Origin of the sequence: Traorella massiliensis (assembly GCF_900104665.1) — a bacterium.
GTDB classification, from domain to species: domain Bacteria; phylum Bacillota_I; class Bacilli_A; order Erysipelotrichales; family Erysipelotrichaceae; genus Traorella; species Traorella massiliensis.
Genome location: NZ_LT629966.1, coordinates 65521 through 79222, shown reverse-complemented (window position 1 = coordinate 79222; position 13702 = coordinate 65521). Strand labels below are relative to the sequence as shown.

15 protein-coding genes, 1 pseudogene and 1 riboswitch are annotated in these 13702 nt (G+C 37.2%); of the genes and pseudogenes, 10 read left to right on the top strand and 6 right to left on the bottom strand.

Annotation, left to right across the window (positions count from 1 at the left end):
• The first annotated feature begins 250 nt into the window (after nucleotides 1-250).
• Nucleotides 251-928, top strand: coding sequence for a TIGR00266 family protein (locus BQ5367_RS00605; RefSeq protein WP_071440660.1), 678 nt, complete (start codon nucleotides 251-253; stop codon nucleotides 926-928).
• Between the two features lie 82 nt (nucleotides 929-1010).
• Entirely contained in the window at nucleotides 1011-2174 is a 1164-nt protein-coding gene (locus tag BQ5367_RS00600) for a cation diffusion facilitator family transporter (protein WP_071440659.1), read from the top strand.
• On the opposite strand, the gene BQ5367_RS00595 is transcribed toward BQ5367_RS00600, so the two are convergent.
• From BQ5367_RS00595 to BQ5367_RS00580, 4 genes are all read right to left on the bottom strand, one after another.
• A complete protein-coding gene (locus BQ5367_RS00595) occupies nucleotides 2162-2647 on the bottom strand; it encodes a hypothetical protein (RefSeq protein ID WP_071440658.1) in 486 nt (161 codons plus the stop codon). The two genes, BQ5367_RS00600 and BQ5367_RS00595, sit on opposite strands and share 13 nt — an antisense overlap.
• Before the next feature lie 18 nt (nucleotides 2648-2665).
• On the bottom strand, nucleotides 2666-3565 hold the full coding sequence (locus tag BQ5367_RS00590; protein WP_235858715.1) for an AI-2E family transporter: 900 nt from the start codon (nucleotides 3563-3565) through the stop codon (nucleotides 2666-2668).
• 71 nt (nucleotides 3566-3636) lie between these two features.
• The gene (gdhA, locus tag BQ5367_RS00585) at nucleotides 3637-4971 is read right to left on the bottom strand and encodes an NADP-specific glutamate dehydrogenase (protein ID WP_071440656.1); all 1335 of its coding nucleotides are present in this window, start codon (nucleotides 4969-4971) and stop codon (nucleotides 3637-3639) included.
• An 82-nt stretch (nucleotides 4972-5053) separates the two neighbouring features.
• Complete coding sequence (locus BQ5367_RS00580) at nucleotides 5054-5389, bottom strand: DUF6176 family protein (protein ID WP_071440655.1); 336 nt, start codon at nucleotides 5387-5389, stop codon at nucleotides 5054-5056.
• A gap of 77 nt (nucleotides 5390-5466) precedes the next feature.
• Here BQ5367_RS00580 and BQ5367_RS00575 point away from each other — a divergent pair, with 77 nt between their 5' ends.
• From BQ5367_RS00575 to rplT, 4 genes are all read left to right on the top strand, one after another.
• Complete coding sequence (locus BQ5367_RS00575; protein WP_071440654.1) at nucleotides 5467-6213, top strand: class I SAM-dependent methyltransferase; 747 nt, start codon at nucleotides 5467-5469, stop codon at nucleotides 6211-6213.
• A 117-nt stretch (nucleotides 6214-6330) separates the two neighbouring features.
• Nucleotides 6331-6927, top strand: a complete 597-nt coding sequence (gene infC / locus BQ5367_RS00570; RefSeq protein WP_074021985.1) for a translation initiation factor IF-3 — start codon at nucleotides 6331-6333, stop codon at nucleotides 6925-6927.
• 12 nt (nucleotides 6928-6939) lie between these two features.
• Complete coding sequence (gene rpmI / locus BQ5367_RS00565; protein ID WP_071440653.1) at nucleotides 6940-7134, top strand: 50S ribosomal protein L35; 195 nt, start codon at nucleotides 6940-6942, stop codon at nucleotides 7132-7134.
• An 11-nt stretch (nucleotides 7135-7145) separates the two neighbouring features.
• Complete coding sequence (rplT, locus tag BQ5367_RS00560; protein ID WP_071440652.1) at nucleotides 7146-7505, top strand: 50S ribosomal protein L20; 360 nt, start codon at nucleotides 7146-7148, stop codon at nucleotides 7503-7505.
• 429 nt (nucleotides 7506-7934) lie between these two features.
• Here rplT and BQ5367_RS00555 read toward each other — a convergent pair whose 3' ends face one another.
• Nucleotides 7935-9212 (bottom strand): helix-turn-helix domain-containing protein, encoded by a 1278-nt coding sequence (locus BQ5367_RS00555; RefSeq protein WP_071440651.1) that lies wholly within the window; start codon nucleotides 9210-9212, stop codon nucleotides 7935-7937.
• Between the two features lie 208 nt (nucleotides 9213-9420).
• A riboswitch (Lysine riboswitch) is annotated at nucleotides 9421-9585 on the top strand.
• A 66-nt stretch (nucleotides 9586-9651) separates the two neighbouring features.
• Here BQ5367_RS00555 and BQ5367_RS00550 point away from each other — a divergent pair.
• From BQ5367_RS00550 to BQ5367_RS00535, 4 genes and pseudogenes are all read left to right on the top strand, one after another.
• On the top strand, nucleotides 9652-10482 hold the full coding sequence (locus BQ5367_RS00550) for a transporter substrate-binding domain-containing protein (protein ID WP_071440650.1): 831 nt from the start codon (nucleotides 9652-9654) through the stop codon (nucleotides 10480-10482).
• A 2-nt stretch (nucleotides 10483-10484) separates the two neighbouring features.
• Complete coding sequence (locus BQ5367_RS00545) at nucleotides 10485-11243, top strand: amino acid ABC transporter permease (RefSeq protein WP_071440649.1); 759 nt, start codon at nucleotides 10485-10487, stop codon at nucleotides 11241-11243.
• 1 nt (nucleotide 11244) lies between these two features.
• Nucleotides 11245-11982 carry an amino acid ABC transporter ATP-binding protein gene (locus BQ5367_RS00540; protein ID WP_071440648.1) on the top strand — a complete coding sequence of 246 codons (738 nt, stop codon included), beginning with the start codon at nucleotides 11245-11247 and terminating at the stop codon, nucleotides 11980-11982.
• Between the two features lie 63 nt (nucleotides 11983-12045).
• Nucleotides 12046-12909 (top strand): annotated as a pseudogene (locus tag BQ5367_RS00535) (tyrosine-type recombinase/integrase).
• Here the strand turns inward: BQ5367_RS00535 and trhA are convergent.
• On the bottom strand, nucleotides 12906-13604 hold the full coding sequence (trhA, locus tag BQ5367_RS00530; RefSeq protein WP_235858711.1) for a PAQR family membrane homeostasis protein TrhA: 699 nt from the start codon (nucleotides 13602-13604) through the stop codon (nucleotides 12906-12908). The pseudogene BQ5367_RS00535 and the gene trhA overlap by 4 nt on opposite strands.
• Nucleotides 13605-13702: the final 98 nt, after the last annotated feature.

Sequence of the window (13702 nt, the reverse complement as noted above, 5' to 3'; positions counted from 1 at the left end):
TGGAAGATGGAAGCATGGCAAAGGGATGGAATCCTGCCAGAAAAAAATAATAAGCTGACACTGGAACATTTCGCCAATGCCTTACGCTTCAGAGAGGAGCAAAAGAAGGAGATGTGAAGGTGTCGGTGGAACCACGCCGCTAGAAAGGCAGGTGGGTATGCAGATAGGGAGTTGCTTATTTGCATATGATTTTGGTTACAAAATCATTTTCTTGTCTATGATATACTATACATAGATGGAGGGTATACATATGAAATATGAAATCATTGGAGGACAGCTTCCGGTCGTTAGCTGTACGCTGGAAAAAAATGAGCGAATGGTAACAGAATCAGGTGGTATGTGCTGGATGGATGATTGCTTCGAGATGGAAACATCTACTCGTGGCGGTGCCATGAAAGGATTGATGCGGGCTTTTAGTGGAGAATCAATCTTTATGACATCTTATACTTGTATTAAAGATCAGGGAACGATTGCCTTTGGTTCTTCTTTTCCGGGAAGAATTTTGCCAATCGAACTTGATGGCAGCAAGTCGATCATTGCACAGAAAACAGCTTTTCTAGCAAGTGAGGAAGGTGTTGAACTTAATATTCATTTCCGTAAAAGATTAGGTAGCGGATTTTTTGGTGGCGAAGGTTTTATCTTACAAAGACTTAGCGGTAAAGGAGTGGCTTTTTTAGAGGTAGATGGAGATTTAGTAGAAAGAGAACTTGCACCTGGAGAAAGAATTAAAGTAGATCAGGGATATATTGCTTTTTTTGAAGAAACAGTGAAATTTGATATTGATTCAGTTAAAGGAATGAAGAATGTGTTATTTTCTGGTGAAGGCTTCTTTGTTGCGACATTGGAAGGCCCTGGAAAGGTTTGGCTGCAGACCATGCCATTTAGCGTTCTGGCAGATCGAATCATCGCTTTGGTGCCTAAGAAATAAAAGGGGCCATCTTCTTTCAGGAAGATGGCTTTAATAATTGCATCTTTTTGTAAAAGTTGTATAATATCAAAATGGTGAGAATATGTTAAGTAAGTTTATATTAAAAAAAGCAAATGTTCAGGGGAAAGCTACGGCTGAACAGCGTGAGCAGGTAGGTAAAATGACCAGTTATGTAGGGATCGCATTGAATATTGCCCTCTCTGTTATGAAGATGATATCGGGCCTTATTTTCCATTCGGTCTCTATTTTGGCGGATGGTGTCAATAACCTTTCTGATGCCGGTAATTCGCTGATCCTTCTGATCAGTTTTAAATTAAGCAGTAAAGAAGCGGATGCTGAGCATCCTTTTGGTCATGAAAGGATCGAATATCTGGCAAGCTGTATCGTCGCTTTATCGATCTTGCTTTTAAGCGTAGAATTATTTCGATCTTCTTTTGATAAGATCTTGCATCCTAGTGATATTGATTTTTCAATTTTATTAGTAGTCGTGTTAGGTGTATCGATCCTGGGAAAGCTTCTTTTATATAAGTTTTATAAAGGCTGTGCCAAAGGTATTGATTCAACGGTGCTGGAAGCCAGCGCTCAGGATAGTATCAATGATGTATATTCAACAACTGCCGTATTAATATCTACATTGTTATTTCGTTTCATGAATATTAATTTAGATGGTTATATGGGTGTTGCGGTTGCAATCTTGATTTTTATTAGTGGTATATCTATCATGAAAGATGCCGCAAATAAGATTTTAGGAGAAGCACCTGATAAAGATTTTGTAGCTTCTATGGAAAAGAAGATCTGCAGCTATCCTGGCATCTATGGCATCCATGATCTGATGGTTCATAGTTATGGACCTAATCGTTGTTTTGTCAGTGCACATGCCGAAGTAGACAGCAAGGTCGATATTCTTGTATCGCATGATTTGATTGACCGAATTGAAAAAGATTTTCTGGAGGAAGGAATTCATCTGGTCATTCATCTAGATCCGATCGTTTTAGATAATCCATTGATCAATCAGCTTAAAGAAGAAGTCAGTGCCAGCGTCAAAGAACTTTCTGGGGATTTAAAGATACATGATTTCCGTGCTGTTTTAGGGAAAACGCATTCTAATTTGATTTTTGATTGTGTCATTCCCTACTCTTGTCATATCAAACAAGAGGAAATTGAAAAGCATCTGCAAGAGATGCTTTCAAAGAAAAAAGAAACCTATTATTGTGTCATTACTTTTGAAAGACCTTATAACGGATAATTAAGAGGAAGATATTCATCATCGATCTTCACATATGTCAAATAATGAATTTCATAACGAAATTCATTTTTATTTGCACTTGCATAAACTGAATAGATTTCTGAGAGGGAATAAGAATGTGAAATAGAAAATACGGCCTGTAACAAAGCAGGCAAGCTTGCCTCTTTCAATGCTAATAATTCATCTTTTGTATATAAATCTTTTAGATCAACATATTTTTGAATGTTAAGATCATAAGCTTGATTCAATGTTTTGATCAGACAATCACTCTGGTTTGAAAAATCCACATGACTAAGCAGATATTTCTGATCAGCGATACAAGCTACAGGAAGATTCATATTTTCTTCTAAGACTAAAATCTGAATAGGATCGGCAGTAGTATCAATAACATAATATTGAGATGTCGGTGTGTTATAAATCACACTTTGAACACTCGTAGTAGAAAAAAGCATCAGCATAAGTAAATATTTCATAAGATCACCCTTGTTATTCTAGCCGTTTTGCTTTTCTTTATACCATACAAGAATTAAAACACAAAAAACAGGTGCATAGAAGAATCCGATCCATCCGAATAACTGAGAACAGATAAACATCATCAATAGATGAAGCAAAAGGGGAATGTTTAACTGTTTAGAAAGAATTTTAGGTTCGATAAAAAAGCGAAGTCCTGTAATGATGATATAAATAAGCAAAACTGCAATGGCTTTGTTACTTTGTATGAGAAACAAATAGATCGCATAGGGAAGCAGAATGAAGCCGATACCTATGAGAGGCATTGAGTCAAAAGAAGCGGCCAATAAGGATATAAACAGGGCATGTTCGATATTGATAAGGAAAAGACCTATAAAACAAAGACTGCCAGTAATCAAAAAAAGTTTAAATGAAGAGATCAACATGGAAAAGAAAGTCTCAAATAAGACACTTTGAAGATTTTGTGCCTGTTTGAAAAGACTGGGTGAAAGCGTATAGAGAATACGTCCAAACGCATGAATGTCGAAAAGAAAAAGAAAGGTAAGAAACATTGTCATAAAGAGAAAGGAAAAGGCTTTAGGAAGCAAGATCAAAAGGGAAGAAAGAAGCGGGAATATTTTTTGAAGCAAAGCGATTGCCGGTTCATGTAAGAGCTGTAGAAGAAAATGATCGCCATTCATATAAGTGAGCAGCGATTCTATAAAAGCAGGCAAATCAAAATAAACCTGCTTCATTTGCACATAAAATAAGATGATCAGTAGAAATATGATAAAAAAAATAAAAAGTAAAAAGAAAAAATAGATCATAAACGATGAACCTTTAAAACGTGAAATCATTTTCGCAAGAATGAATCCACAGATAAAAGGCGCTAAAAAAGGAAAGCAATATTTTAGAAAAAGATAGGTCAATAAGGGAATCATGACTAGCTTAAGTTTTGTAGCGCTCATGTTTCATTATATGTTTTCAAATAAAAAAAAGGCACCAAAGTGCCTTAAACGATTCCTTGGGCCTGCATGGCTTTCGCAACCTTTTCAAATCCAGCGATATTGGCTCCAACAACAAAGTTGTCTTCTACGCCATATTCTTTAGCTGTTTTAGAAACAGTTGCATAGATATTTTCCATGATGCCTTTTAATTTGCTGTCAACTTCCTCAAAGCTCCAGCTAAGACGCTGCGAGTTCTGTGACATTTCAAGTCCGCTGCAGGCAACACCACCAGCATTGCTTGCTTTTCCTGGAGCGTAGAGCACATGGTTTTGCTGGAGAACGTGGATCGCTTCAGGAGTCGTTGGCATATTAGCACCTTCCGCTACTGCGATACATCCATTTGCAACTAATGTTTTTGCGCTGTTTTCATCTAATTCATTTTGAGTTGCACATGGTAACGCAATATCGCAAGGAAGGGTCCAGATGCCTGAGCTTCCTTCATGATATTCAGCATTTGTGCGTGTGTCGCAATATTCTTTGATACGTCCACGTTTTACTTCTTTGATTTCTTTAACAAGATCAAGATCAATGCCTTGTGCATCATAGATATAACCGCTTGAATCAGAAAGGGCAACGACCTTAGCACCAAGCTGCATTGCTTTTTCAGCTGCATAGATGGCTACATTACCACTACCGCTGATAACTACTGTTTTGCCATCAAATGAATTTCCATGATCTTTCAACATAGCTTCAGTGAAGTAACAAAGACCATAACCTGTAGCTTCCGTACGTGTTAATGAACCGCCCCAAGTAAGACCTTTACCCGTTAATACGCCTGTGAACTGATTGGCAATCTTTTTATATTGACCAAACAGATAACCTACTTCACGAGCACCAACCCCAATGTCACCTGCTGGTACATCGGTATCAGCACCGATATGACGATATAATTCATTCATGAAACTCTGGCAGAAACGCATGACTTCACCATCACTCTTACCTTTTGGATCAAAGTCACTTCCGCCTTTTCCACCGCCTAATGGCAATGTTGTCAAAGAGTTTTTGAATACCTGTTCAAAACCTAAGAATTTGATAATACTTAAATTAACAGATGGATGAAAACGAAGTCCTCCTTTATAAGGACCAAGAGCAGAATTGAACTGAACACGGTAACCACGATTGACCTGTACATTTCCTTCATCATCTACCCAAGGAACACGGAACATGACAACTCTTTCAGGTTCTACGATTCTTTCTAAAAGGTTATCTTTTAAATATTCCGGATGCTTGCTTTCAACAAGCTTTAATGAATCTAGTACCTCATCTACGGCCTGAAGAAATTCAGGTTCATGAGGATTACGTTTTAATAGTTTTTCTTTTACTGCATCGAATTGGTTCATAAAATGATTTCTCCTTTATGTTTTATATTATAACCTCATTTTCAAAGTTTGAAAACAAATTTAAAAAAATTTCATAAAATTTTCACAGATTTACATCAGGATGAATTAACAGGACTTCACTTTCCAAGGTCATGGACGAATAATCCTCATCGATGCATGCATACCAGTATTCCAGATGCTTCTGATCGATCCAGGAAGTAGATTCTTCCACCTTTTGTCCTCCTTCATCTTCAAGCGTAAACCAATATAGAAATTCTCCCTCATCATTTCTTTCACGAAAGATTGCTTCAACATAGATTTTCTCATCGGCAAGTGTCAATGAAGTTTCTTTGATATGATGATTTAAAAAACTCAGCCATTCATCTACCAAAGCACTTTTACCTTCGATAACCTTAAATCTTGAACATTCACATTTCATATGATCACCCTTCACAATTATATCATAATATATTGACTTAAAAATTTATTTTCGATTTAATATAGAGGGCGATCAAGATGAAAAATATATATGATGATGAAGCATTTTTTAAAGAATATGCGAAAATGGAAAGAAGCCAGGGATTGAATAAGGCTGGTGAGTGGTATCAGCTAAAAGAAATCTTTCCTGATGTCAAAGATAAAAACGTATTAGATCTTGGCTGTGGCTATGGATGGCATTGTAAAGAAGCTGTCAGAAGAGGGGCTAAAAGTGTTTTAGGAATCGATATGAGCATGAAAATGATCCAGGAAGCAGAATCAAGAAATGCTGATGAAAAGATCACTTATCGCAATTGTGGTATTGAAGAGTATGAATATCCGATGAATGCCTATGATCTTGTGATTTCAAATTTAGCTTTGCATTATATCGAAGATCTCAAATCAGTTTATAAGAATGTTTATAAGACCCTCAAAGAGTCAGGAATTTTTCTTTTTAATATCGAACATCCTTCTTTTACTTCAGGTGTTTATGAAGAATGGATCAGAGATGATCAGGGAAAGGCACTCTATTGGCCAATAGATCATTATTTTTATCCAGGGAAAAGAGAAACCGTATTTTTGGGAAAAAAAGTCATGAAATATCACCATACGCTGACACAGATCTTAAATGGTCTATTAGAGTGTGGTTTTGAGATCGAACATGTGGAAGAAGCATTGCCAAGTGAAGAGGCCCGTTCACTTTTATGGATGCAGGATGAGATGCGTCGGCCGATGATGCTGATGGTAAAAGCAAAAAAGAGAGAAACTGTTGACAAAAGGCTTTAAATAGGGTATGATTACCCCGTTGAAGAAATGTGGAAAGAAGAAGCACCCCTTCTCACCCGACAGATAAGCGTCTGTGGGTCAATGCGACATTGTACAAAAAGTGTTCAAGTACAAAGCATGGGTGCGGTTTGTGCCCATTTTTTCTTTTTAAAAAAACTGGAGGTGTCGATTATTAACAAAAAAGTGATTCCAAATAATGTCAACGACGATTTGGTAAATGAAAAAATTCGTTTTAGAGAGGTTCTTGTTATTGGTCCTACGGGACAGCAGCTGGGAATCAAATCTCGTCAGGAGGCATTAGAGATTGCGTATAGTCAAGATCTGGACTTGTTATGTGTTTCACCGAATTCAAATCCGCCGGTGTGCAAGATTCTGAATTACGGACGCTATCATTTTGAACAGCAGAAAAAATCAAAGGAAGCGAAAAAGAAACAGCATGTTACAGAGGTAAAACCATTACGTTTATCACCTGTGATTGATAAGCATGATTTTGAAACGAAATTACGTCAAGCACGCAAGTGGGCAAGTGATGGAATGAAGGTCAAGATCGATATGCGTTTTCGCGGACGCTTGATTACTCGTGTTGAGGTTGGCCGCAAGATCATGAATGAATTTGTGGAAGCCATGAGCGATGTGGCCAATGTGGAAAAGAAGCCAAACCTGGAAGGCAATACGATGTCTTGTGTATTGGCACCAAAAAAGACTGGTAAATAGGAGGAAAAGATTATGCCAAAAATGAAAACACACAGTGGACTTGCAAAACGTGTGAAAAGAACTGGTTCAGGAAAATTAAAGAGAAGTCATGCTTATACTTCTCACCGTTTCCACGGAAAAACAAAAAAACAGAGACGTCAATTAGCTAAATCAGGACTCGTTAGCAGTTCAGATTACAAGAGAATTAAATTGATGTTACAGAAATAGGAGGATGAGTCATGGCTAGAGTAAAAGGCGGAACTGTTGCACGCAACAGAAGAAAGAAAGTATTAAAATTAGCTAAAGGATATTTTGGTTCCAAGCATTTGCTTTATAGAACTGCGAATGAGCAGGTAATGCGTTCATTACGCTATGCTTATAGAGATAGAAAGCAGTTAAAGCGTGAAATGCGTAAGCTGTGGATCGCTCGTATCAATGCAGCTGCAAGAATGAATGGTTTAAGCTATTCTAAGCTGATGCATGGTTTGAATCTTGCTAATATCACGATCAACAGAAAGATGTTATCTGAAATTGCTATTCACGATGAAAAGGGATTTACAGCAATCTGTGATAAGGCAAAGAAAGCATTAGAAAAATAAGACTGAAAGCATGACCTTGGTCGTGCTTTTTTCTTATATCAAGATAAAATGTCAGTCAGTATCTTTTGTGAGCAGATGGTCATAAAATGAATGATAAAATTTAAGGGATTATTGTCATTTTATAAAGTTATGAACTAAAAAAATAGAAAAATCGTGAAGTGAAAAGTTAAATTCTACTTTAAAAAGCGACAAAAAAATGTGGAAATTAGTCGTTCATCATTTCTAAAATGAAATAGTTATCAGGACAGACGGATAGTTATTTGCTTTTTGTTATTGTAGGAATTACTGTTTCAGGTATATAATATTATTGACGATAACATAAAAAGGCCGCAATAAAGGATAGGAGAATTTAGAAATTTTTTTGGCTGGAAAGACTAAATTCTACTATGTTTTGTTTGAAAGACCGTGAAGCAGCTGGTTTTTAATTCATTATTTTTTCAATAAGTAGGGCTTTAGAATAATGTTATCTTTTTCGATTCTGGTAATTCCAAAATCGTTGAATTTCTTCATGAGTTCAGGATGAAGAAATTCCATCAGCTCAATGGGTGACTTTCCGTTGAGCTTTTCTTTTGACATCGAGTTAATATGCGACAGTGCAGTATTCAAGGCTTTCTGAGATGTTAGCCCCAGAGCTCTTAAATCTGTTTCTTTTGGAAAAATGTAGCGCAGTTCAATATGATTGTTTTCCAGGGTTGCCTTTTGTGTGGACTGCATCGGATCACAGTAATAGACACGGGTTCTTCTTGCTCCGTTTTCTTTTTTTTCAATTCCTTCTGCATCGGCCATTTCGCTTCCGCGGTCTGTCAGAAGAATTTCAACTTCTTCATGGAAAAGTTCGCTGCCTAAAAGATTTTCTAAAGCATTCACGCCTGAAACCATCGCTTCCTCTGTTTTCTCTTCGTGAAGGATGCCGAACAGGAAGCCGTATTTCACAAATTTGAATGTCTGAATAAATGGACCATTTGATATATCGTTGTATACCGTATCCATCTGTACGATTCTGGCGTCCTCATTCTCGGAGAGATAGTTACAGTAATCCTTATAGGTTCTCCCTTTCAGGAATCTTCTGTCTTCACGCTTTTTTAAAGCGGCTTTCTTAGACTTGAATTTTTTTCTGGATACCTGGCGTCTTAGGTCCATAACACTGATTCCGACAATACTGAATACGCCTGTTTCGATATAAGTATAGAGGGTTCTTTCAGTAATTCCTAATTCCGGATGAGCCTGAATGATTTGATAAGGGGACTGGCCCTGATCAAGAAGCGGTTTGACAATTCCGCCCATCTTTTTTGCCTCCTCTGTTGTCAGGTTCACGCCCACTCTTGAATCGACAAGCGTATTCCTGTACTCTCTGTGAGCTGTTTCGGGCTGATAGACATATTTATTGAATCTGCAGGAATGAAATTTTGAACAGCCATTGCAGGCCCCGGGACTTCTGTCTCTTCGTGAGCATTTAAACCGGATATAATCAGGGCATTCCAATTTACAGCTGTGATTATGAGAGCATTTGGATCGGTTCACACATTCCAGAGGAAGATTGCATTTATAAGTCAGGACCCGATGAAGCCTGATTTCCTTTCCTATGGTAGACTTGTCTTTACCGATGACTTGTGCAATGGCCGTATGGGTGGCACCATTACGAATACTTGATTCAATAATTTTTCTTTCATTTTCGGTCATATGTTTATTTTTATTTGTGGCAGCCATAAGGGCCTCCTTTCTTTGTGATTCTGGCTGCTTCCGGTCATTTTCAATATGACATATTGAAAGAGTAAATTCAACATGAATTTTGTGAAAGATTAAATTCATCTCTTCCTATATTAAAGTAGAATTTAACTTTTCACTTTACTAAAAATAGAAAAATAGTCAATATCTATTGACAAATGATACAAACAAGTTTAGGATTATACTCAATAAAACCGATAGAGGTAGCGATGCAGATGAGTAACTCATGGAGTCGGCAGACAGAGAAGTGAGTGAAAGGCAACCATCGCCGAAAGAGCTGTTTGGCAGAACAGTATCTTGGGGTCTTAGGGAATACTTATGACACTCCTACTGATGTAGAGGCGCTATTATATTGAGATGACAAAAGTCGTGCTTTATAATAGCACGGCTTTATTTTTTATACGAAAGAGAGGAAAAAAGAATGAAAAAATTATTGACTAGTTTATGTGTGCTATCTTTGGTTCTTGCAGGCTGCTCACAAAATGCAAATGAAGATGTAGAATCAGATAGAGAAACATTGCGTGTAGGTATGGAATGCAACTATGCGCCATTTAATTGGACAGATGCAGAGGCTAATGATACCAATGTTCCATTGAGCTCTGGCGGTTATTGTGATGGTTATGATGTTGCGATTGCGAAAAGAATTGCTGAGAGTTTGGATATGAATCTGGAAGTTGTTAAGATGGAATGGGATTCTCTTACGAAAAGTATCAATTCGAATATGATTGATTTAATTATTGCGGGGATGACGGACACTCCAAAAAGACGTGAAGCTATTGACTTTACTGATCCTTATTATGAATCAGATATGACGATCATCGTACGTTCAGATTCACAGTATGCCAATGCTACTTCATTGGAAGACTTCTCTGGGGCAACCATTGCCGGACAGATGGGAACGCTTTATGATACGGTTATTGATCAGATTCCTAATGTCAATCATGCAACTGCGATGGAAAATTATCCATTACTTGTACAGGCACTGTTAAGTGGTGTTGTGGATGGTGTAACGGCTGAAACTCCTGTTGGACAGGGAAATGTTGCTGCTAATGGCGATGCATTGACTCTGGTTGAATTTGAAGACGGTAAAGGCTTTGATGTTGATTTGACGGATACTTCTGTATCTATTGGCATTGCAAAGAATAGTGAATTATTCGAAGATGTTCAAAATGCTTTGGCTTCCATCACTCAGGAAGAACGTGATCAGATGATGAAGGATGCGGCTAGCAGACAGCCTGCAAATGAAGAATAAATATGATAGATTTTATTAATACGATGATAGATCTTGCCACAGAATATCAGAGTCTTTTGCTGACAGGTGTCTATCGTACATTGATACTTGGAATCGTAGGAACCGTAGTAGGTTTGATTATTGGGCTGATCGTTGGAGCTTTACGTGTGATTTGTGTAAAGCATGAACCAACAGAAAAAAGTATTACCAAAGGCTTAAAATGGCTGCTTAATGCAATCATGAATATCTATATTACGATATTCCGTGGTACGCCGATGATGGTTCAGGCAATGATCATTTATTTTGGAGTCTTTGATCTTGGCTTGCAGTGGGATCCTTTTATAGCCGGATTAGTAGTCATTTCAGTAAATACAGGGGCTTATATGGCAGAAATTATTCGTTCTGGAATTCAGTCGATCGATGCAGGACAGGAAGAAGCGGCTAGAAGCGTTGGCATGAGCGGTATGCAGGCTATGCGTTATGTCGTGCTTCCACAAGCGATCCGTAATGCATTTCCTTCTATTGGAAATGAATTGATCGTGAATATTAAGGATTGTTGTACATTAAGTACGATCATGATCACGGAGCTTTTTTATCAGGCCAGAACGATTGCAGGTTCTACCTATAAGACAGTTCCTGCCTATATGATTGCGGCCATTATCTATCTGATATTGACAAGTTTAGCTTCCTTTATCATGAAGAAACTTGAAAAGCGGATCAACCATACTGAATCGAATTATTTTGCCAGTTCGACCGTGGTAGAAAATATGGAGAATCAATAATATGGAAAAGGTAATTGAAATTAAACACTTAGCTAAAAGCTTTGGTGATCTGGAAGTTTTAAAAGATATTAATTTTACGGTATCTAAGGGAGAAGTTGTCAGTGTGATCGGAAGCAGCGGTTCAGGGAAGAGCACGATGCTGCGTTGTATCAATCTGTTAGAAATGCCGGATAGTGGAGAAATCTATGTTAATGGAAAAAATGTTCTGGAAGGGGATATCAATCAGCATCGTCGTGAAGTAGGCATGGTGTTTCAGTCTTTTAATCTTTTTAATAATATGTCTGTCATTGAAAACTGTATGATCGCTCAGACCAAGGTTTTAAAAAGAAATAAAGAAGAAGCTTTAAAGATTGCCCATCAGAATTTAAAAAAGGTAGGCATGGATGCTTTTGCGGATAAACCGTCAACCCAGCTTTCAGGCGGACAGAAACAGCGTGTAGCAATTGCTAGAGCTTTGTGTATGGATTGTCAGGTCATGCTTTTTGATGAACCTACAAGCGCTTTGGACCCTGTTACTGTCGGTGAAGTGTTAGATGTCATGAAGAAACTTGCGGAAGAAGGACTGACGATGGTCGTTGTAACGCATGAAATGGCTTTTGCTAAAGATGTGAGTTCACGTGTCGTCTTCATGGAAAAGGGTGTTATCGTTGAGGAAGGTGCTCCACAGGATATTCTTGTATCACCGAAAAGTGAACAGCTTCAAAAATTTTTGGCTCGTTTTACAAGTCAGACAAATTAAGCATATCTTCAAGGGTATGCTTTTCTTATGTTACAATGATTTCACTTTTTGGGAGGAATCAATATGAAATTAGAACGAAAGTATTTGAATGACTACTTGCAGGAATGTGAAAACAAAAGATTAAGCTCACATACGCTAAAAGCGTATCGCATTGATTTAAATCAGTATTATGATTATATGGATAAAAATCATCTGGAGGATGATAAGACTGGAATTGGCAGTTATGTAAGATATTTAAATGAAGTTTATGAAGCTAAAACGGTCAAACGAAAGCTTGCCTCACTTCATGCTTATTTTTGTTATGGTGAATATGAAGACTTGATTGATATTCATCCGCTTCGTAAGATCCGCTATCGAATCAAAGAAGAAAAGACGCTTCCAAAAACAATCGCTACTGATTATTTAAAACAGCTGTTTGCTTCTATGTCATACAGTGGCAAGTATCGTGATATTGCGATCTTGGATGTTTTAATATCGACAGGTATAAGGGTATCTGAACTTTGTTCCTTAAAAAAAGAAGATGTAGATTTACATGAAGGATTGATTCGGGTTCATGGCAAAGGAAAAAAAGAAAGAATGATCTATTTAGGGGAAAAAGTGATGAAATCTTTAAAGAACTATGAGAAAAATGTTCAAAAAAAAGGTGAATATTACTTCACCAATAAATTTGATTAGAAAATGTCGGAACAAAGTATTCGTAATCTGATTCATAAAGCATCCGATCATGCACATATCAAGTTACATATGACTCCACATATGTTTCGTCATACGTTTGCTTCTTTACTATTACAGGAAGAGGTGGATATTCGTAATATTCAATATATCTTAGGTCATAGTTCGATTACAACGACTCAGATCTATACGCATATCAGCAATTCTCAGCAAAAAAGAATTTTAATGAATAAAAATCCACGTGATTTGATTTAATGCAAAAAGAAGATAATGGCAATCATATGTGAGATGGCTCCGGCATTAATAAAGAAATGCCAGATCATATGATAAAATTTTTTATTATATTGTTTTTTATAAAAAAGCGTTCCAACGGAATAAAAAATACCACCTAAAACAATAAGCGCTAAGAAAATCGTACTCGCTTTCTTTAAAAGAAGCGGAATGAATAAAACAGCGATCCAGCCCATGATGAGATAAATGGTAACGCTGATCTTAGGATAAGAACGACGGGCAATTGATTTATATAAGACACCTGCTAAGACCATGGCCCATTGAAGAATTAAGATCAGGATTCCTTGCCAGCCTTCAATGATACATAAAGCAATGGGAGTATAGCTGCCGGCAATGGCTACATAGATAAAGCAGTGATCAAGGATCCTAAAGATTGTTTTTTGAGGTGTTTCGTATTTCATGGAATGATAAAGACAAGAAACTAAAAACATCATAAATATTGAAATAATAAAGATACTAGTTCCTGTCGCTTGTAAGACACCGCCTTCCAGATACGCTTTTATAGCTACAGCCGGAAGCAGAAAAAGACAAATTACAGCCATTACACCATGGGTGATGGCATTTCCTACTTCTTCACCAAAACTCAATTGAATCAGATTTTTCATAGAACCGTTACGGTTCATGGCTTCATCAGAAGTGATTGCTTTTTTATTTTCCATAAATAAGACCTCGCTTGTTACTATTATACATCAGATCAAAGTTTCAGCACCAGACATTTTTATCATATTGTCTTAAAAAGCATAAAATCTAGTATTCA